General features: G+C 60.3%; 19 protein-coding genes and 1 tRNA gene. 9 read left to right on the forward strand and 11 right to left on the reverse strand.

Going from position 1 to position 18,690, the window contains the following annotated elements; all coding sequences use genetic code 11:
- The 3 genes from AC3WOY_RS18125 to AC3WOY_RS18135 all read left to right on the forward strand — a co-directional run bounded on the left by AC3WOY_RS18125 (nucleotide 1) and on the right by AC3WOY_RS18135 (nucleotide 3,482).
- A complete protein-coding gene (locus tag AC3WOY_RS18125; protein ID WP_492426242.1) occupies nucleotides 1-1,296 on the forward strand; it encodes a D-amino acid dehydrogenase in 1,296 nt (431 codons plus the stop codon).
- Nucleotides 1,293-1,829, forward strand: coding sequence for an Rrf2 family transcriptional regulator (locus AC3WOY_RS18130; protein ID WP_492426244.1), 537 nt, complete (start codon nucleotides 1,293-1,295; stop codon nucleotides 1,827-1,829). Before AC3WOY_RS18125 ends, AC3WOY_RS18130 begins: the two co-directional genes overlap by 4 nt.
- A 96-nt stretch (nucleotides 1,830-1,925) precedes the next feature.
- Nucleotides 1,926-3,482, forward strand: coding sequence for a sigma 54-interacting transcriptional regulator (locus tag AC3WOY_RS18135; RefSeq protein ID WP_492426246.1), 1,557 nt, complete (start codon nucleotides 1,926-1,928; stop codon nucleotides 3,480-3,482).
- Between the two features lie 9 nt (nucleotides 3,483-3,491).
- Here AC3WOY_RS18135 and yacG read toward each other — a convergent pair whose 3' ends face one another.
- The 9 genes from yacG to ispB form a co-directional block, all read right to left on the reverse strand.
- Complete coding sequence (yacG, locus tag AC3WOY_RS18140) at nucleotides 3,492-3,677, reverse strand: DNA gyrase inhibitor YacG (RefSeq protein WP_492426248.1); 186 nt, start codon at nucleotides 3,675-3,677, stop codon at nucleotides 3,492-3,494.
- 8 nt (nucleotides 3,678-3,685) lie between these two features.
- The gene (zapD, locus tag AC3WOY_RS18145) at nucleotides 3,686-4,441 is read right to left on the reverse strand and encodes a cell division protein ZapD (RefSeq protein WP_420476135.1); all 756 of its coding nucleotides are present in this window, start codon (nucleotides 4,439-4,441) and stop codon (nucleotides 3,686-3,688) included.
- Nucleotides 4,442-4,565: 124 nt separating this feature from the next.
- A complete protein-coding gene (gene coaE / locus AC3WOY_RS18150) occupies nucleotides 4,566-5,198 on the reverse strand; it encodes a dephospho-CoA kinase (protein WP_492426250.1) in 633 nt (210 codons plus the stop codon).
- A 1-nt stretch (nucleotide 5,199) separates the two neighbouring features.
- Nucleotides 5,200-6,066, reverse strand: a complete 867-nt coding sequence (locus AC3WOY_RS18155) for a prepilin peptidase (protein WP_492426252.1) — start codon at nucleotides 6,064-6,066, stop codon at nucleotides 5,200-5,202.
- On the reverse strand, nucleotides 6,066-7,289 hold the full coding sequence (locus tag AC3WOY_RS18160) for a type II secretion system F family protein (RefSeq protein WP_492426254.1): 1,224 nt from the start codon (nucleotides 7,287-7,289) through the stop codon (nucleotides 6,066-6,068). The genes AC3WOY_RS18155 and AC3WOY_RS18160 overlap by 1 nt, the downstream gene beginning before the upstream one ends.
- 17 nt (nucleotides 7,290-7,306) lie before the next feature.
- On the reverse strand, nucleotides 7,307-8,995 hold the full coding sequence (gene pilB, locus AC3WOY_RS18165) for a type IV-A pilus assembly ATPase PilB (protein ID WP_492429351.1): 1,689 nt from the start codon (nucleotides 8,993-8,995) through the stop codon (nucleotides 7,307-7,309).
- 205 nt (nucleotides 8,996-9,200) lie between these two features.
- Entirely contained in the window at nucleotides 9,201-10,466 is a 1,266-nt protein-coding gene (locus AC3WOY_RS18170; RefSeq protein ID WP_492426256.1) for an HlyC/CorC family transporter, read from the reverse strand.
- Nucleotides 10,467-10,515: 49 nt separating this feature from the next.
- A tRNA-Pro gene (locus AC3WOY_RS18175) sits at nucleotides 10,516-10,592 on the reverse strand.
- A gap of 20 nt (nucleotides 10,593-10,612) precedes the next feature.
- A complete protein-coding gene (gene ispB / locus AC3WOY_RS18180; RefSeq protein WP_492429352.1) occupies nucleotides 10,613-11,563 on the reverse strand; it encodes an octaprenyl diphosphate synthase in 951 nt (316 codons plus the stop codon).
- Nucleotides 11,564-11,842: 279 nt separating this feature from the next.
- Here ispB and rplU point away from each other — a divergent pair, with 279 nt between their 5' ends.
- The 4 genes from rplU (at nucleotide 11,843) to proB (ending at nucleotide 14,854) form a co-directional block, all read left to right on the forward strand.
- Nucleotides 11,843-12,154, forward strand: a complete 312-nt coding sequence (rplU, locus tag AC3WOY_RS18185) for a 50S ribosomal protein L21 (protein ID WP_057290114.1) — start codon at nucleotides 11,843-11,845, stop codon at nucleotides 12,152-12,154.
- A gap of 37 nt (nucleotides 12,155-12,191) precedes the next feature.
- Nucleotides 12,192-12,449: a 50S ribosomal protein L27 gene (rpmA, locus tag AC3WOY_RS18190; RefSeq protein WP_492426259.1), complete on the forward strand. Its 258-nt coding sequence runs from the start codon at nucleotides 12,192-12,194 to the stop codon at nucleotides 12,447-12,449.
- A gap of 126 nt (nucleotides 12,450-12,575) precedes the next feature.
- Entirely contained in the window at nucleotides 12,576-13,685 is a 1,110-nt protein-coding gene (gene obgE / locus AC3WOY_RS18195) for a GTPase ObgE (RefSeq protein WP_492426261.1), read from the forward strand.
- Between the two features lie 50 nt (nucleotides 13,686-13,735).
- Entirely contained in the window at nucleotides 13,736-14,854 is a 1,119-nt protein-coding gene (gene proB, locus AC3WOY_RS18200; protein ID WP_492426263.1) for a glutamate 5-kinase, read from the forward strand.
- A 27-nt stretch (nucleotides 14,855-14,881) separates the two neighbouring features.
- Here proB and AC3WOY_RS18205 read toward each other — a convergent pair whose 3' ends face one another.
- Both AC3WOY_RS18205 and AC3WOY_RS18210 read right to left on the reverse strand, forming a co-directional pair.
- Nucleotides 14,882-15,421 (reverse strand): CNP1-like family protein, encoded by a 540-nt coding sequence (locus AC3WOY_RS18205; RefSeq protein ID WP_492426265.1) that lies wholly within the window; start codon nucleotides 15,419-15,421, stop codon nucleotides 14,882-14,884.
- The gene (locus AC3WOY_RS18210; protein ID WP_492426267.1) at nucleotides 15,421-16,008 is read right to left on the reverse strand and encodes an RNA pyrophosphohydrolase; all 588 of its coding nucleotides are present in this window, start codon (nucleotides 16,006-16,008) and stop codon (nucleotides 15,421-15,423) included. The genes AC3WOY_RS18205 and AC3WOY_RS18210 overlap by 1 nt, the downstream gene beginning before the upstream one ends.
- 199 nt (nucleotides 16,009-16,207) lie before the next feature.
- Between AC3WOY_RS18210 and AC3WOY_RS18215 the strand changes: the two genes are divergently transcribed.
- Nucleotides 16,208-17,932, forward strand: coding sequence for a proline--tRNA ligase (locus AC3WOY_RS18215; protein WP_492426269.1), 1,725 nt, complete (start codon nucleotides 16,208-16,210; stop codon nucleotides 17,930-17,932).
- Between the two features lie 19 nt (nucleotides 17,933-17,951).
- Nucleotides 17,952-18,557: a lytic transglycosylase domain-containing protein gene (locus AC3WOY_RS18220; protein WP_492429353.1), complete on the forward strand. Its 606-nt coding sequence runs from the start codon at nucleotides 17,952-17,954 to the stop codon at nucleotides 18,555-18,557.
- Nucleotides 18,558-18,690: the final 133 nt, after the last annotated feature.

The raw sequence follows: 18,690 nt of genomic DNA on the forward strand, positions 1-18,690 counted from the left end.
GTGAAAGTAATCGTATTGGGAAGCGGCGTTATCGGTACCGCATCGGCCTATTACCTGGCACAGCAGGGCCACGAGGTCACCGTGATCGACCGCCAGCCGGCGGCCGGCCTGGAGACCAGCTATGCCAACGCCGGTGAAGTCTCTCCCGGCTATTCCGCGCCCTGGGCTGCGCCCGGCATCCCGGTCAAGGCGATGAAGTGGCTGCTGATGCGCCACAGTCCGCTGGTGATCCGTCCGGGGACCGATCCCGATATGTGGCGCTGGGTGTTCCAGATGCTGCTCAATTGCACGGCGTCGCGCTATGAAACCAACAAGGGCCGCATGGTCCGGCTGGCCGAATACAGCCGCGACTGCCTGATCGCGCTGCGCGATTCGACCGGTATCAGCTACGACCATCGCACGCAAGGCACGCTGCAACTGTTCCGTACCCAGAAACAGCTGGACGCGTCCGCGAGCGACATCGCCGTCCTGCAACGCTACGGCGTCCCGTATGAAGTCCTCGATCCGGCCGGCTGCGTCCGTGTCGAACCGGCACTCGCCCATGTGCGCGAAAAGTTCGTCGGTGCGCTGCGCCTGCCGAACGACGAAACCGGCGACTGCTTCAAGTTCACCCAGCAGCTCGCCGCCATGGCCGAGCAGGCCGGCGTGACGTTCAAGTACGGCGTGTCGATCCAGCGCCTGCTCGCCGACGAACGCAAGATCACCGGCATCCGCACCTCGGAAGGTGACCTGAAGGCCGACAGCTATGTGCTGGCACTGGGCAGCTATTCGCCGCTGCTGCTGCGCGACGTCGGCATCCGCATCCCGGTGTACCCGATCAAGGGCTACTCGATCACGGTGCCTATCCATGACGCGAAGCATGCGCCGGAATCGACCATCATGGACGAAACCTACAAGGTCGCGATCACCCGTCTCGGCGACCGCATCCGCGTTGGCGGCACCGCGGAAATCTCCGGCTACGACCTCACGCTGCGCAACGCCCGACGCGAAACGCTGGAGCACTCGGTGGTCGATCTGTTCCCGAAGGGCGGTGACGTGGCGAAGGCAGAATTCTGGTGCGGCCTGCGTCCGATGACGCCGGACGGCACGCCGGTCATGGGGCCGACGCCGTATGGCAACCTCTTCCTCAACACCGGCCACGGCACGCTCGGCTGGACCATGGCCTGTGGCGCGGGCCGTGTGCTGGCCGACCTGGTATCCGGCAAGCGGCCGGAAATCGACACGCAGGGATTGTTCATGGACCGCTACGGCAAGGCCAACCGTCTGATTGCCGTCCCGCAAGAGGCACGTGCATGAACGCCCGCGCCATGGAGACGCCTGGCATCCCGGAGTTCATTTTCGGCGACCAGCAGCTGCATGCACGATTTTCCATGGCCATCGAGCTGCTGGCCCGCATCGTCATCGCCAATCCAAGGGCGGTAACGACGGCGGCGCTGGCGGAATCCCTCGGGCAAAGCGCGCGCTCGGTACGCGCACTGCTGGGCAGCCTGCACCATTCCGGCCTGCTCAGCCGTGACGAAAAGACGCGTGATGCTTGGTATTGCGCGTCTCCCTTGGGCACCATCACGCTGGCTGACGTATTTCGCAGCGTGGCGGGTGCCGCCGAGGAGTCCCGGCGCAAAAAGGCCGAGCCGGCTGCGGACGAAATCCGCTCGGCCGCACAGCAAAGCGTTGACCTGCTGCTGATGCAGGCCACCATGTCCATCAACCAGGTCGTGCTGCAGCACCTGCAGGCCTTCGACCTCGGCCGGCTGAAGGCCTTGCGTTCCACCGGCGGCCTGCACCCCTTCCCATATTCCACCCGGTCCTATATCGCCGAACCGGTCTGACTTGTCGCCCGCCGGTCGCGCGGGTAAAGTGGTCGTGGATGGAGCCCGGAGGGGCTCCGCGTCTATTGGCTTCCCGAGAAACGAGTACCACCGACCATGCGTATCGATGTTCAGTTTGCCGACCGCGTAGGCATTGCGCACGAAATCCTTGCCGTGCTCGCGCGCCGCAACATGAATGTGGTCGCGGTGGAGGTCGACTCCTCCGACGTCTTCATCGACATCCCCCAGCTGACCGAAAACCTGTTGCCATCGCTGCGCGCCGATTTCATGTGCGTTGCCGGCGTGCTCGACGTCAAGGTGGTCGATGTGCTGCCTGGCGCCCGCCGCCGCCTGCATCTCGACACACTCATGGCCGCGCTGGCCGATCCGGTCATGGCGGTGAATGCGGATGGCAGGATCGTGGCCGCCAATGCCGCCGCAGCGGCAGTCGCCGATATGAGCGAGAGCGAGTTGAATGGCAAGTCCCTGCATGAACTCTTCGGTGAAACCAGCCTGCAGTCGGAATTGCTGGAAACCGGCTTCCAGGCGCCGTCACGCGAGGTGCGCCTGCAGGGCCAGCCTTTCCTGCTTGAAGTCACGCCCGTCTCGGAGCCGATCAATTCCGCCATCGGACAGACCATCGGCGGCGTGATCACGCTGCACGCACCGCGCCGCCTCGGTGGCCGTCTCCACGCCCTCCAGCACGGCGGCGGCGGTTTCGACGCGATTATTGGAGAGTCCGAACCGATTCGAGCCTTGAAGGCGCGCGCCGCCCGGGTGGCGATTGTCGATGCACCGCTCCTGATCGCCGGCGAAACCGGCACCGGCAAGGAACTTGTCGCCCAGGCCTGCCATGCCGCAAGCCCGCGCAACAGCGCGCCTTTCCTCGCGCTCAACTGTGCCGCTCTTCCGGAGAGCCTGGCGGAGAGTGAACTGTTCGGCTACGTGTCCGGGGCATTCACGGGCGCGCAGCGCGGCGGCAAACCCGGCCTGATCGAAATGGCAGACGGCGGCACGGTTTTCCTCGATGAAATCGGCGAAATGTCGCTTTACCTGCAGGCCAAGCTGCTGCGCTTCCTGAATGACGGCAAGTTCCGCCGTATCGGCAGTGACCGGGAAATCAAGGTCAACGTGCGCATCATCAGCGCCACGCATCGTAACCTTTCCAAAATGGTGACGGAGGGCGCCTTCCGCGAAGACCTGTTCTACCGTCTCAATGTGCTGCACCTGGAAGTGCCGGCCCTGCGCGAGCGTCCGGACGACATCCTGCTGCTGGCACGGCACTTTATCGAGCGCGCCTGTGCGCAGGCACAGAAACCGATCTGCCGGTTGAGCGCCGAGGCCTGCGCTGCATTGGTGGCCAACCATTGGCCGGGCAATGTGCGGCAGCTGCAGAACGTGGTGTTCCGCGCCATCACAATGAGCGACAAGCGAGTCCTCGACGCCGCCGACCTCGACCTTGCCGAAGGAAGCATCATGACAGCGGAGGCGGCCGTCAACGGCCATGACGGACAGGACTGGGACAGCTCGATGGAGTCCTTCGAGCGCGCCTTCCTTGAGCGCCTCTATCCGCAATATCCCTCAAGCCGCAAGCTCGCTGCGCGGCTGAAAACCTCGCATTCGATGATTGCGAACAAGCTGCGGAAGTACGGGATTCCGGGTTCGTCCCGGTAAGCTGGAAGATCAGTGCGGCAGGTCGCCGTCGTCGAGCTCTTTGGGCGGATTGACGGCGGGGATGCTGTATTTCTCTTCCGCCCACGCGCCCAGGTCGATCTGTTTGCACCGTTCAGAGCAGAACGGACGGTATTTGCTTGCCTCGGTCCACTCGACCTTCTTGCCGCAAGTGGGGCAATCAACCACGGTTGGCATCACACACCTCAGAAATTACACAGGGCCAGTTCGAATGGTACATCGTTCTCGAACGATTTCGGCTTCATGTCACCGTCCTGCGAGGTGAAGCGCACCCACAGCATGTACTTGTTGGCGGAAATTTCCGGGATCGCCCCCAGCGCATCGTCGATGCCCAGGCGAAGCATCTGGTACACCTTGCCCTGCAGCATCTGCTGGTAGCTGCCGGCCTGCGCAATGGTCTTGGTGGAGCGGCCGGATTCGCGCAACAGGCGCAGCACCACGCTGATCGCATCGAACAGCGGCACCAGCGGCGCAAACCAGCCGGAAATGTCGTTGAAGCGCTGCTGCGGCGAGCGCTGCTGCCACGCATAGTACGAGGGCAGGTCGAATTCGCAGGCGCCGCCGGGAATGATGGTCCGGCCGCGGATACTCATCAGCCACTCGTTGTCGCGGATGTTCTGCCCGGTCTTGCCCTGGGAACCCATGAGCGCCACCAGGCTGCGGTCCACGTCGGACAGCACTTCGTCGAGGCGTTCGGAAGCCACGTTGGGATTCGACTTGAAACCGAGCAGGGTCTGCTTCTGGCGTTCGAGTTCCTGCAACAGATCCGATTTCAGGTCGGCACGGCCCGCGACTTCGAGCATTTCAAAGATCGTGGCGAGCGCAACATGGTGTTGCTGCGGATGCTCCTGGTGCAGGAAAAAGATGAACTTCTCGTAAAGGTCTTCCAGCCGCAGCAGAGTGCGAATACGCTCATTGAATGGGTATTCGTAGATGATCAAAATGGCGTCCCTTTAGCAATAAAGGTTGGGCTGGAAATAATTACGTGATTCTGAACGAACCCATAAAAAAATACAAATATTGCAGGTCAAGCAAATCATCCACGGGACGGACATTGCAGTCGCGTCACTCGCTTGCCGCCGCCAGGGAAGTATACAGTGCGTGGAATTTATCGACTTGCGGCACGAGCGTCATGACGTCCCCATCATTGTCGATCACGTCATCAGCCGCCGCGAGGCGGTCGCTGCGCGATGCCTGCGCAGCCATGATGGCACGGATCTGCGTTTCGGGCAGTCCGCTTCGGCTCATCACGCGGCGGACCTGCGTCTCTTCGGCGCAATCGACCACCAGCACGCGGGTGACACGCTGTTTCCAGGAGCCGGACTCGACAAGCAGAGGGACGGCAAATACGACGTAGGCGCCATTGGCGGCCTCGGCGGCCCTTTCGGTTTCGATGCGGATCAGGGGGTGCAGGATCGCCTCGAGGCGCGCTTTTGCTGCGGGTTCGGCGAACACATAGGCACGCATCTTCGCCCGGTCCATGGCACCTTCCGGCGTGAGGAAGGCATCGCCGAATTGCGCTCGGATTTCGGGAATGGCCAGGCCGCCGGGAGCGGTCAGCGCGTGGGCAATCTGGTCGGTGTCGACGACGGCTGCACCGCGGGCGGCCAGCATGTCGGCAACGGTTGTCTTCCCGCTCCCGATCCCACCTGTAAGCCCGACGGAGAACTTGCGGATGCCGCCCGTGGAGGCCGTCATGCTAGACCGCGAACCCGAGATAGGTCTGTGCCAGCGGTTTGCCGTAGAACAGGGCGATCACGCCGGCGGCCGCCAGGTAGGGACCGAACGGGATGGGGTTGTGCCGGCCCAGCCGCGACAGCAGGATGAGCGAGATGCCGACCACTGCTCCGACGACCGAGGACAGCAGGATGATAATCGGCAGCATCTTCCATCCCAGCCACGCGCCCAAGGCGGCAAGAAGCTTGAAATCGCCGTAGCCCATGCCTTCCTTGCCGGTCGCAAGCTTGAACAGCCAGTAGACGGCCCACAGGCTGAGGTAGCCGGCCGCCGCGCCGATGACGGCTTCCTGCAGCGGAACGAAGGTGCCGTTCAGATTGACCAGCAGGCCGCACCACAGCATCGGCAGGGTCAGGTCGTCCGGCAGCAATTGCGTGTCCGCATCGATGAATGTCATGGCGATCAGCAGGTAGGCGAACAGCAGCGTTGCCAGTCCTGCCATGCCGCTGCCGAAGCGCCAGACCAGGATGGCAGAGAGGATCCCCGTCAGCAGTTCGACCAGCGGATAACGGATCGAGATCGGGGTCTTGCACTTGCGGCATTTCCCGCCAAGGAGGAGGTAGCTGATGACCGGGATATTTTCCAGGGCCGTGATCCGGTGTCCGCAATGCGGGCAGGCGGAACGCGGCACCATCAGGTTGTAGCGGTCCGTATGCGGTAATTCCTTGCCGCTTTCATGCGCGACATAGTTGTCCGACTCACGTTGCATCATCCTGGGCAGCCGATGGATCACGACGTTCAGGAAGCTGCCGATCATCAGCCCGAAGACGGCGGCGACGGCCGCCGGAAAAACGCTTGCGGGTGGAGCAGAGATAATCAGGTCGAGCATCAGACAACGGCTCCAAGCTTGAAGATTGGCAGGTACATGGCAACCACCAGGCCACCGATTAGCACGCCGAGGATCGCCATAATGAGCGGTTCCATTAGGCTGGAAAGAGATGCAACAGCCTCGTCAACCTCTGCTTCGTAGAAATCGGCGACTTTTCCGAGCATCTGGTCGAGAGCGCCTGATTCCTCGCCGATGGCGACCATCTGGGTAACCATGTTCGGGAACACGTTTGAGTTGATCATCGCACTTGTGAGGCTGGTGCCGGTGCTGACCTCGGTCTGGATCTTTTTCGTCGCCTCAATGTACAGAATGTTGCCGGATGCGCCCCCTACAGAATCGAGCGATTCGACAAGGGGAACGCCGGCAGCAAACATCGTGGCGAGGGTTCGCGTCCAGCGCGCTATCGTTGCCTTGCGAATGACTGCACCGAAAATCGGCGCCTGCAACAGCACCTTGTCCATGACCCGCTGTACCTTTGCCGAACGCTTCCATGACTGGAAAAAGAGGTACAGAGCGGCAAACAGGCCACCAAAGATGATGTACCAGTAGGCGACAAAGATATCGGAGATCGCCATCACCATGAGCGTGGGGGCCGGCAAATCCGCACCAAAACTTGTAAAGACTTCCTTGAACGCAGGCACGACCCAGATCATGATCACGGAAGTCACAACGAATGCCACGACGAGAATCGAGATCGGATAGAACAATGCCGATTTGATCTTGCCCTTGATTGCCTGAGTCTTTTCCTTGTAAATGGCAAGGCGGTCGAGCAGGCTTTCGAGAATACCTGCCTGTTCGCCGGCGGCGACGAGGTTGCAGAAAAGGCTGTCGAAGTATATCGGGTACTTGCGGAATGCCTGGTTCAAGCTGCTGCCGGTTTCGATGTCCGTTTTGATGTCCTGCAACAACTTTGACACGGATGGATTGGCGTGCCCCTTGCCGACGATGTCGAAGGACTGCAGCAGCGGAACGCCGGCTTTCATCATGGTCGCGAGCTGCCGTGTAAACAGCGTGATGTCCTTGTCCGTAATCTTTTTGCTGGTACTGAACGACTTCTTCTTGACCTTCGTGACCAGGATTCCCTGCTTCCGGAGCGTCACATTGACAATGGTTTTGCTGCCAGCCCGGAGTTCTCCCTTGACAGCCTTTCCGGCCTTGTCCTTGCCTTCCCAGGTGTAGATAAGTTCTTTTGCGCCTGCGGTCTTACTGGCACCAGTTGCCATGTTCTACCCCTAACAAATTATGCATTGGTACAGCCGAGCACTTCCTCAAGGCTCGTCAACCCCGACTTGACCTTGACCAGGCCTGCCTCGCGCAGCGTCTTTACGCCTTCGACCTTGGCCTGGTGCTCGATCTCCAGGGCTGTTCCATGGGCAAGGATGATGCGTTCAATCTCTTCCGAGATCGGCATGATCTGGTAGATACCGACGCGCCCCTTGTATCCGCTGCCGTTGCAGCGGTCGCAGCCGACCGGCTTGTACGGCATCCAGGTGCCGTCCAGCTCTTCTTCCTTGAATCCCGCTTCGAGCAGTGCCTCGTCCGGAACGACCGTGGGTTGCTTGCAGGTGCACAGGCGCCGGGCGAGGCGCTGCGCGGTAATCAGGATGACCGATGACGCGATGTTGAAGGGCGCAACGCCCATGTTCATCAGACGTGTGAGTGTTGACGGCGCATCATTCGTGTGCAGCGTCGAGAACACCATGTGGCCGGTCTGCGCGGCCTTGATCGCGATATCCGCTGTTTCGAGATCGCGGATTTCACCCACCATGATGATGTCCGGATCCTGGCGCAGGAATGCCTTCAGCGCGGCCGCGAAGGTCAGGCCCGCGCGATCGTTCACGTTCACCTGGTTGACGCCCGGCAGGTTGATTTCGGCGGGGTCTTCCGCGGTCGAAATATTGATGCCGGGCTTGTTCAGAATGTTCAGGCAGGTATAGAGCGACACCGTCTTGCCCGAGCCGGTCGGACCGGTCACCAGCACCATGCCGTAAGGGCGTTCGATGGCCTTGAGCAGCAGTTCCTTCTGGTCCGGATCGTAGCCTAGCGCATCGATGCCCATCTGTGCCTGTGACGGATCGAGAATACGCATCACGATCTTTTCGCCGAACAGGGTGGGCAGGGTGCTGACGCGGAAATCGATGGCTTTGTTCTTGGACACGACCAGCTTCATGCGGCCGTCCTGCGGCACGCGCTTTTCGGAGATGTCCAGCTTGGAGATCACCTTGATGCGCGAGGCTAGCTTTTCCTTGATGGCCAGCGGCGGCTGGGCGATTTCACGCAGCACGCCGTCGATGCGGAAACGAATGCGGTAAAACTTTTCGAACGGCTCGAAATGGAGGTCCGACGCACCCATGTTGATCGCATCGAGCAGGATCTTTTGCAGGAAGCGGACCACCGGCGCGTCGTCGATGTCGCTGCCCGCATCCGCCTGTGGTGCGGCCGCCGCTTCCTCGTCGCCGAAGTCGATATCGGAGTCATCGCCGATCAGTTCGTCGAGATGCTGTTCAGCGCTCTGACTCAGCTTTTCAATCAGTTGCAGCAGGACCGGATGTTCGACGATTACCGGTTCGACCGTCATCTCGGTCTGGAACTTGATTTGGTCCAGCGTGTGGGTATTGGTCGGATCGGAGATCGCCACCGATACCTTGTTTCCCCGTTTGGCGAGCGCGATGACGCGCTCCTTCTGCATCAGCTTCGCATCGATGATGTTTTCGGGCAGGTAGCTGAGGTTGTACGCCGAAAAATCGATGATCGGATAACCAAAGGTCTCCGAGCAAAAAGCCGCGAGCGAACGGGAATCGATGCTGGCGCTGCCGAGCAGTACATCGATGAAGGGACTCTTGTCGGCCTGAGACTGTTTGTGAAGCGCCTCCGCTTGCTGGGCGGACAGGCGCCCGGCTTGCACCAACGCGCGTGCAAGGCCAGACATCATCGAACTAGTCGCCTGATTGGGGAGAACCGCCGCCATTTAGTAAGCCGGATTTTGGGTCACAATCGTCCAAGTTGCGTTAGATAATGCCTATAGGCATCTGATTTGTAAAGATATTGTGACAAACAGTTATCATCATTGCGCACGAGTGTGACGCCACGGAAACGCTCTCGGCTAAAAGCTGTAACAGTATGTAATAGTCGTATCAGATTCGGATGACTTTCACGACCTTGATTGCCTGATTTTGCGACTGGATGGTTTCGACCACGCATCCCTCCAGTTTCACGCTCACATTGGCTTCCGGGATGTCGCGCAGTTCTTCCAGCAGCAAACCGTTGAGTGTCTTCGGGCCGTCGAGGGGGAGGGCCAATCCGAGGTGTTTGTTGATCTCGCGCAGCGGCGTTGCGCCTTCAAGCAGGCATTCCCCATCCTCATTCCATCCAAATGAATCTGCACGCGACGCGCCCGGCATGGATGTGGTGAACTCGCCGATCATTTCTTCGATGATGTCTTCCAGCGTCACCAGTCCCTGCACTTCGCCGTACTCATCGACGATGATGCCGAGACGTTCGTGGTTTTCCTGGAAATACTGAAGTTGTGTGAAGACCCCTGTGTCTTCCGGGATGTAATAGGGCGGCGTCAGCAGTCCCCGGAAATGCTCGACCGTCAACGCCTCCTCATGATTGAAGAGCGCCATCGCTTTACGCACATGCAGAATGCCGACGATGCGATTGATCTCGCCTTCGTACACGGGCAGCTTGTTGTGGTAGCAGGTGGTCAACTGGCGCACGATTTCTTCCACGGGCACGGCAAGGTTGAGTGCCTCGATCTGCGAGCGGGGCGTCATCACATCTTCCACCGAAATCTGTTCCAGTCCGAACAGGTTCAGCAGGATGCTCTTGTGCTTTTGCGGGATGAAGTTGCCGCCTTCCAGGACGATGGTACGCAGCTCTTCGGCGGAAATGGCGTTCTCGGCAGGCTTTTCCGGCACGCGCAGCAGGCGGAGCAAGCGCCTGACAAGCAGGTTGGTCAGCCATACCAGCGGGCTCATCACGACCGTCAGCAGGCGCAGCACCGGCGCGATCAGCATGGCGATGCGTTCGGGATAGGTCGCGCCGATGACCTTCGGGGTCAGTTCTGCAAAGATGATGATGGCGAATGCTACTGCCGTTGAGGCAATGGCGAGCGCGTACTGGCTTTCGCCGAAGTAGTGGATCGCAAACGTCGCAGCCAGCGCGGAAGTTGCCGTGTTGGCCATGTTATTGCCAAGCAGGATGACGCCGAGGAGGCGTTCGGTTTGCTCAAGCAGGGAAAGCACAAGCGCAGCACGGCGATTTCCCGCAGAGGCAAGATGCCGGATGCGGTAACGGCTCAAGGCCATCATCGCCGTTTCCGAGATTGAAAAAAAACCTGAGATCAGTAACAGTAAGACGAGCCCGAGAATCTGGGCCCATATGGGAACGGCATCCAAAGGGTCACCGTAAGGAAATCTGCATACAGGAAGTTTGCATATGCAAAATTGGTCGGGGTGAGAGGATTCGAACCTCCGGCCTCTACGTCCCGAACGTAGCGCTCTACCAGGCTAAGCTACACCCCGATTGCTGTGTCAACGGACGATCAATGATTCCGATGAACCGCGAAAGCGCATAATTGTAGCAGAGAATCCTTGAAAAGGCTATGCGGCATCGAGGAAATTGCATTGGCTGCGCGTTCGGACGCTTTTTCGGCTGCCTGCATGGTGTATTCCAGTGCGCCCGAGTTGGTAATTGCGTTCAGGATTTCATCGAAATGCTGCTCGTCGCCGTTCTCGATGCAGGCGCGAACCAGGTCGCGCTGCGTTGGCGTGCCGTTCTGCATCAGGTAAATCAGCGGCAGTGTCGGCTTGCCTTCCCGAAGATCGTCGCCAACATTCTTGCCGATGTCGGCCGCATTGCCGGAGTAATCGAGCACGTCATCGACAAGCTGGAATGCGGTGCCGATCGAGCGCCCAAATTCGGCGGCAGCTTCGATTGCATCGTCGGAAGCGCCGGCGATCAATGCGCCCAACTGTGCGGCGGCCTCGAATAGCTTCGCCGTCTTGGAGCGGATTACCTGCAGGTAGCGTTCTTCGGTCACGTCCGGGTCGTGCATGTTCAGGAGTTGCAAGACCTCGCCTTCAGCGATGACGTTGGTGGCGTCGGCGAGGATTTGCATCACGCGCATGTTCTTCACCGCGACCATCATCTGAAAGGCGCGCGAATAGACGAAGTCGCCGACGAGGACCGAGGCTGCGTTGCCGAACAGTGCGTTTGCCGTCTTGCGTCCACGGCGCAGCGAGGATTCGTCCACGACGTCGTCGTGCAGCAGGGTCGCGGTATGGATGAACTCCACTACCGCTGCCAGGTCGTGATGGTGCGTGCCCTTGTAGCCATAGGCATTAGCCACCAGAAGGACCAGGACCGGCCGGATCCGCTTGCCCCCGGCGCTGATGATGTATTCGGCGATCTGGTTGACCAGGGGGACGTCCGAATACAGCTGGCGACGGATGACCGCATTAACGGCTTCCATGTCGGTGCCGATGGGCTGAATGATGTTGGTCTGGGAAGTGGGTTGGAGGGCGGCAGACAAGGTAAACCTGCGAAAAACGTGAATTTCGTGAATTATACGCTGACAATCCCCCGCTTCTGTCATGGATATGGTAATTGCCGTTCAGTCAACGCCCTTCGCGCAGCCTCTCGAGTGCCTGAAATCAGGTTTTGACCCCGAAGCTAAGTTCATGTATAATTGGAGGTTTTCCCGATTCCGCTAGCTGGTTTTTGGGCGGGCCGGGGAGAAAAGTTCATTCATAATCATTTGATGAGGTTTCACATGTACGCGGTCATAAAAACCGGTGGCAAACAGTACAAGGTTGCTGCTGGCGAAAAACTCAAAGTAGAACAGATACCGGCTGACATTGGTTCCGAAATCACTCTCGATCAAGTGCTCGCAGTGGGCGCTGGTGACACCATCAAGTTTGGTGCCCCGCTGGTCGAAGGTGCCAAGGTCCAGGCTACGGTAGTGGCGCACGGTCGCCACGATAAGGTGAAAATTTTCAAGATGCGCCGCCGCAAGCACTACCAGAAGCGTCAAGGCCATCGCCAAAACTACACCGAATTGCAAATCGTTTCGATCAACGCTTAATTCCTGATCGAACAAACCGGATACCAAGGAGTCTGAAATGGCACACAAAAAAGGCGGCGGCACTACGCGCAACGGTCGCGATTCCGAGTCGAAACGACTGGGCGTCAAGGTTTACGGCGGCCAGGCAATCAATGCAGGCGGCATCATCATTCGTCAACGCGGCACCCGCGTGCACGCTGGTGAAAACGTCGGCATGGGCAAGGACCACACCCTGTTCGCCCTGATCGACGGCAAGGTGCAGTTCACCACCAAAGGCCCGCAACAGCGTCACACCGTGATCGTCGTTCCGGCCTGATGCAGGACTGAGATCGCAGCAAAGGCGAAAGCCTTCGACTAAAAGGCTCTGCCGATGGTAGGGCCTTTTTAGTTTGTAGCATCATATTTATCCATCTCTTTTAAGCGCCATTTTCGGCGGCAAAACATGAAGTTCATCGACGAAGCAAAAATTGAAGTGATTGCTGGTGACGGCGGTAACGGCGTCGCGTCGTTTTGCCGCGAAAAATTCCGGCCGTTCGGCGGCCCGGATGGTGGAGACGGCGGCAAGGGCGGCAGCATCTGGGCGACTGCCGACCGTAACATCAACACCCTGGTGGACTATCGCTATTCCAAGCTGCACAAGGCGCGCGGCGGCGAGAATGGCCGTGGCTCCGACTGCTACGGCAAGGGCGCGGACGATATCGAACTGCGCATGCCGGTCGGCACACTGATCAGCGATTTGAATACCGGCGAAATCCTTGCCGACCTGACCGAGCACGGTCAGCGCGTGATGCTGGCCAAGGGCGGCGAGGGCGGCTGGGGCAACATCCATTTCAAGTCGTCCACCAACCGCGCGCCGCGCCAGAGGACGGACGGCAAGCCTGGCGAGCGTCGCGAGCTGAAGCTGGAGCTGAAGGTGCTGGCGGATGTCGGCCTGCTCGGCATGCCGAATGCGGGCAAGTCGACGTTCATCACGGCCGTTTCCAACGCGCGCCCGAAGATCGCCGATTATCCGTTCACCACGCTGCACCCGAACCTCGGCGTCGTGCGCGTGAGCCACGAGAAGAGCTTCGTCATCGCCGACATCCCCGGCCTGATCGAAGGCGCCGCCGAAGGTGCCGGCCTGGGGCACCAGTTCCTGCGCCACCTGCAGCGCACCCGCGTGCTCCTGCACATCGTCGACATTGCGCCCTTTGACGACAAGGTCGATCCGGTGAAAGAGGCGAAGGCGATCGTCAAGGAACTCAAGAAGTACGACGAATCGCTCTACGAGAAGCCGCGCTGGCTGGTCCTGAACAAGCTGGACGTGGTGCCGGAAGACGAGCGCAAGAAGCGCGTCAAGGATTTCGTCAAGCGCTTCGGCTGGAAAGGGCCGGTCTTCGAGATCTCCGCCCTGACGCGGGAAGGTTGTGAAGACCTGATTATCGCGATCTACGAGTATCTCGCCGAGAAGCGCACGCAGGAATATCGCGCGGAAGAAACAAAGATGGCGGAAGAGGCGCGCGGCATCGTGTCGATCGATCCCGACGATCCGCGTTTCAAGGTCATGGAATAACAACAGGTCGCGCCATCCTCTGGCATGATGGCGGTTTCAGATAAAGAACAATGAATTCCGTCATCCAAAAGGCCAAGCGCCTCATCATCAAGGTCGGCTCCTCCCTCGTGACCAACGACGGCAAGGGGCTGGACAACGCCGCTATTGCGAAGTGGGCTGAACAGATTGCGCATCTCCGTTCGCTCGGCAAGCAGGTCGTGCTCGTGAGTTCCGGTGCGATCGCCGAGGGCATGCAGCGGCTCGGCTTCGACAAGCGTCCGACAGAGGTGCACGAACTGCAGGCATGTGCCGCTGTCGGTCAGATGGGCCTCGCGCAGATCTATGAAACCAGCTTCCGCCAGCACAACCTGCGCACTGCGCAAGTTCTGCTGACCCATGCCGATCTCGCCGATCGCGAGCGCTACCTGAACGCACGCTCGACATTGTTCACCCTCCTTCGCCTGGGTGTCGTGCCGATCATCAATGAGAACGATACTGTTGTGACCGACGAGATCAAGTTCGGCGACAACGACACCCTCGGTGCATTGGTCGCCAACCTGATCGAGGGCGATGCCCTGATCATCCTGACCGACCAGAAAGGGTTGTACACGGCCGATCCGCGCAAGGATCCATCGGCAACCCTGGTAGGCGAAGCGAAGGCCGGCGACCCTGCCCTGGAAACGATGGCAGGCGGAGCGGGCACCGGAATCGGACGCGGCGGCATGTTGACCAAGATCCTGGCCGCACGCCGGGCTGCCACATCCGGCGCGCACACCGTCATTGCATGGGGGAGGGAAGACCAGGTCCTGACTCGCCTTGCTGCCGGCGAAACCATCGGCACCCAACTGGTCGCGCAGACCGCTCAGCTCACCGCACGCAAGCAGTGGATGGCGGACCATCTGCAGACGGCTGGCAAGGTGGTGCTGGATGCCGGGGCGGTGCAGAAACTGACGGCGGAAGGAAAATCCCTGCTGCCGATCGGCGTCATTGAAGTATCGGGAGAATTCGGGCGGGGAGACGTCATTACCTGCACGGACGAAGCAGGCCGCCCCATCGCCCGCGGCATCAGCAATTACGCGAGTTCGGATGCGCGTCGCATCATGCGCCGCCCATCAACGGAAATCCTGTCAATCCTCGGGTTCGTGGAAGAACCTGAACTGATCCATCGGGACAACCTGGTTCTGCTCTGAAAGCCGGACACGCTGTCCGGCTTCTCTTCAGCGATTGCTTTGGGGTGCCAGGGTTTGACCCTGGCGAATGCGGCTGACAATGTCTTCAGCCGTGCCCGCAATCGTCTTTTCCACGCAAAAGAAATCCTTCGCCAAGGCTGCATGCTGACGATTGGCGGCGTTGGACTGAATCCTTTCCCACTGGTCCCTGCGCGAGCGCGACCAGTTGCCGTCCGTACGGCCGAACGCATACAGCTTCCGTTCGTAGGTCGCGCAGCGGATGCCTTCGTAGCTGACGTTCTTCGCGCCCGCGTCGCTGGTGGCAACCAGGGTGTAACGAATAACGCCGTCCTGTCCGAGGCTCAATGACCGGGTATCGATCGCGAAGGATTGGGTCGCTGTCGCGCTGACGTAGAACGGTACAAGGTCAACCTGTTGCGGTGCCGGCGGCATTTGTACGGCAACCTCTTGCCAGGGCTTGTCCTTGTCGTCGAAGTCTTCTTCGAATCGCGACTGCGCTTGCGCAGTCGCGGCGAGGGACAGCAGGACGGCCGCAGCCGTATAAATGAACGCGTGTTTTTCAGCCATCAGGATTCTGTCTTTGGTTTGGCCGCGGCAGGCTGGGCAGGTGTCGAGCTGCGCGTGCCATGGTTCTGCCTCAGGTAGCGCGCACCGTTGCGTTGTGAATTTCCCCCCGACGACGGACGGGTCAGGAAGCGCGACAGTTCCTGCAGCGCCCTCTGATACACGTCTCGCTTGAATTCGATGACTACGTCGAGCGGCACCCAGTAATCATGCCAGCGCCATGCATCGAATTCGGGATGATCGGTGCCGCGCAGGTTGATGTCGTAGTCGCGGCCGACCATGCGCAGCAGGAACCAGATCTGCTTCTGGCCGCGGTAATGCCCGCGTACCTCACGCTTGATGAAACGGTCGGGAACTTCGTAACGCAGCCAGTCGCGCGTGCGGCCGATGATCTTGACGTGCTCGGCCTTCAGGCCGACTTCTTCTTCCAGCTCCCGATACATGGCCTGCTCGGGTGTTTCGCCGAACTTGATGCCGCCCTGCGGGAACTGCCACGAATGTTCCCGTACCCGCTTGCCCCACCACACCTCGTTATTGGCGTTAAGCAGGATAATGCCGACGTTCGGGCGGAAGCCTTCACGATCCAGCATGTTGCACCTCAAAACTTTCTGCGGCTAGACGATCCTCATCGTTACAAATTTTGCACGCGTGATCACACGCAGCCATCATCCGGTGCCCCGCAAAGGGACCCGGTGTGAATCAAATATGTCGGGAAAGGATGCATCAGCCAGCTAATCCTTTAAAATTGAGTCGATTATAACTCTCTCTTTTTAAAAAGAATTCACCGCCATGCGCGCATCACGTTTTTTTATTTCCACACTCAAGGAAGCCCCGTCGGACGCTGAAATCGTCAGCCATAAACTGATGATGCGCGCGGGGATGATCAAACGCCTCGGCTCGGGCATCTACACCTACATGCCGATGGGCCTGCGCGTCATCCGCAAGGTGGAAAACATCATTCGCGAAGAAATGAACCGGGCTGGCGCTGTCGAGCTGCTGATGCCGGTCGTGCAGCCGGCCGAGCTGTGGCAGGAAACCGGCCGCTGGGACAAGATGGGGCCGGAGCTGATGCGCGTGAAGGACCGCCATGGACGGGACTATGCGATCCAGCCGACGTCCGAGGAAGTGATCACGGACGTGGTGCGCACCGAGATCAAGTCGTACCGCCAGCTCCCGATCAACTTCTACCATATCCAGACCAAGTTCCGCGACGAGCGCCGCCCGCGTTTCGGCCTCATGCGCGGACGTGAATTCACGATGAAGGATGCCTATTCCTTCGACCGTGACGTCGAGGGCATGCAGAAGTCGTACAAGATCATGTACGACGCCTATGTGGCCATCTTCAGCCGCTTCGGTCTGCAGTTCCGTGCAGTGGCAGCCGACAATGGCGCAATCGGCGGCTCCGGCTCGCACGAGTTCCACGTGATCGCAGATACCGGCGAGGACGCACTGGTGTACTGCCCCAATTCAGACTTTGCGGCGAACATCGAAGCGGCGGAAGCCGTCGCCTTGACCCCCGCCCGCGGCGCCGCGGCGCAGTCACTGGTCAAGACGCCCACGCCGGGCAAGGCCAAGTGCGAACACGTCGCGGAACTGCTGGGCCTGCCGCTTGCGCAGACGGTGAAATCCATCGTCCTCGCCGTCGACAAGGAAGGCGCGGAAACGGAAATCTGGCTGCTCCTGCTGCGCGGCGACCACGACCTGAACGAGGTCAAGGTCAGCAAGGTATCCGGCCTGTCGACCTTCCGTTTTGCCAGCGAGAGCGAAATCCTCGAGTTCTTCGGCACCAAGCCAGGCTACCTCGGCCCGATCGGCACGAAGAAACCGGTCAAGGTGGTGGCGGACCGCACGGTCGCCAACATGAACGATTTCGTCTGCGGTGCGAACGAAGAGGACTACCACTACACCGGCGCCAACTGGGGCCGCGATCTTCCGGAGCCGGTGGTAGCCGATCTCCGCAACGTCGTGGCAGGCGATCCTTCGCCGGACGGCAAGGGCGTGCTCGCAATCCAGCGCGGCATCGAGGTGGGCCACGTGTTCCAGCTCGGCACGCGCTACTCGGAAGATATGAAGGCGACCTACCTGGATGAAACCGGCAAGCCGGCGCTCATGCAGATGGGCTGCTACGGCATTGGCGTGACCCGTATCCTCGGTGCTGCCATCGAACAGAATTTCGACGACAAGGGCATCATCTGGCCGACCGCGATTGCACCGTTCGAGGTGGTGCTGTGCCCCATGGGCTACGACCGCAGCGAGGCAGTGAAGACCGAAACCGACAAACTCTACGATGCGTTGTTTGCCGCAGGAGTGGATGTCGTCCTGGACGACCGGGGCGAGCGTCCGGGCGCCATGTTTGCCGACTGGGAGCTGATCGGCGTGCCGCACCGCGTGGTGATCGGCGATCGCGGACTCAAGGATGGCAAGCTGGAATACCAGGGACGCCGCGATACCGCCGCGACGACGGTTGCCGTGGCGGAAATGGCAGCCTTTGTCAAAGCGCGCATCGCCGCCTGAGGCGACCCGTACCGACGTGATGCTGCGGGGTGTTCGCGGCGGCGTGCTTGCCGCCGCATTGCTGTGTTCCGCCTTTGCACAGGCCGGCAACCAGAAGGAAGAGGCGCTGGCGGACGGTGTCCGGCTGGCGCTGGCCAACGCCATTGCCGATGCCCGGCCGCCCAAGCCGCAGTTTGCCAATATCGAAGAACGCATTCAGTATCTTCACTGGCTGGGCGAAATGTCCAACCGGTTGAAGAAACGCCTGCCGGACTGGCAGGTCCGGCGCGAATTCCTCGAGACAACATGGTATGAGGCAAAACGGGCGGGACTGGATCCCTCCCTTGTCCTCGGCCTGATCCAGGTCGAATCCGCTTTCCGCAAATACGCCGTGTCGCCGGTCGGCGCCCATGGCTACATGCAGGTCATGCCGTTCTGGACGCGCGTGATCGGCGACGGCGACCGGCGCAAGCTGTTCCACATGCAGACCAACCTCCGTTATGGCTGCTCCATCCTCAGGCTTTACCTGGACATGGAGAACGGCAACCTGTTTCTCGCGCTGGGCCGCTATAACGGCAGTCGCGGGCGTCCTGAATACCCGAACGCGGTCCTGTCGGCCTGGAGGCAATGGGAGTTCAAGGGGTGAGCGCGGGTGGCGGGCGAGTCGCATGGCACGCTGTCGCGACCTCAGGCGCCCTCCATCTATTAGCGGCCTTGTGCCTGTCCCGGTACCTCGTCCCGGGGCCTCGGCAAGTGGACGTCGAGCTGCCGCCGGTCGT

The organism is Noviherbaspirillum sp. FW303-A3, from assembly GCF_058788695.1.

Bases quoted from the DNA above. Each gene is read 5' to 3' on its own strand.
- pilB (WP_492429351.1), bottom strand. From the start codon at position 8,995: ATGTCTGGCCTTGCACGCGCGTTGGTGCAAGCCGGGCGCCTGTCCGCC.
- yacG (WP_492426248.1), bottom strand. From the start codon at position 3,677: ATGCCAACCGTGGTTGATTGCCCCACTTGCGGCAAGAAGGTCGAGTGG.
- obgE (WP_492426261.1), top strand. From the start codon at position 12,576: ATGAAGTTCATCGACGAAGCAAAAATTGAAGTGATTGCTGGTGACGGC.
- AC3WOY_RS18210 (WP_492426267.1), bottom strand. From the start codon at position 16,008: ATGCTGGATCGTGAAGGCTTCCGCCCGAACGTCGGCATTATCCTGCTT.
- rplU (WP_057290114.1), top strand. From the start codon at position 11,843: ATGTACGCGGTCATAAAAACCGGTGGCAAACAGTACAAGGTTGCTGCT.
- AC3WOY_RS18205 (WP_492426265.1), bottom strand. From the start codon at position 15,421: ATGGCTGAAAAACACGCGTTCATTTATACGGCTGCGGCCGTCCTGCTG.
- AC3WOY_RS18135 (WP_492426246.1), top strand. From the start codon at position 1,926: ATGCGTATCGATGTTCAGTTTGCCGACCGCGTAGGCATTGCGCACGAA.
- rpmA (WP_492426259.1), top strand. From the start codon at position 12,192: ATGGCACACAAAAAAGGCGGCGGCACTACGCGCAACGGTCGCGATTCC.
- AC3WOY_RS18155 (WP_492426252.1), bottom strand. From the start codon at position 6,066: ATGCTCGACCTGATTATCTCTGCTCCACCCGCAAGCGTTTTTCCGGCG.
- proB (WP_492426263.1), top strand. From the start codon at position 13,736: ATGAATTCCGTCATCCAAAAGGCCAAGCGCCTCATCATCAAGGTCGGC.
- AC3WOY_RS18215 (WP_492426269.1), top strand. From the start codon at position 16,208: ATGCGCGCATCACGTTTTTTTATTTCCACACTCAAGGAAGCCCCGTCG.
- AC3WOY_RS18220 (WP_492429353.1), top strand. From the start codon at position 17,952: ATGCTGCGGGGTGTTCGCGGCGGCGTGCTTGCCGCCGCATTGCTGTGT.
- coaE (WP_492426250.1), bottom strand. From the start codon at position 5,198: ATGACGGCCTCCACGGGCGGCATCCGCAAGTTCTCCGTCGGGCTTACA.
- AC3WOY_RS18130 (WP_492426244.1), top strand. From the start codon at position 1,293: ATGAACGCCCGCGCCATGGAGACGCCTGGCATCCCGGAGTTCATTTTC.
- AC3WOY_RS18160 (WP_492426254.1), bottom strand. From the start codon at position 7,289: ATGGCAACTGGTGCCAGTAAGACCGCAGGCGCAAAAGAACTTATCTAC.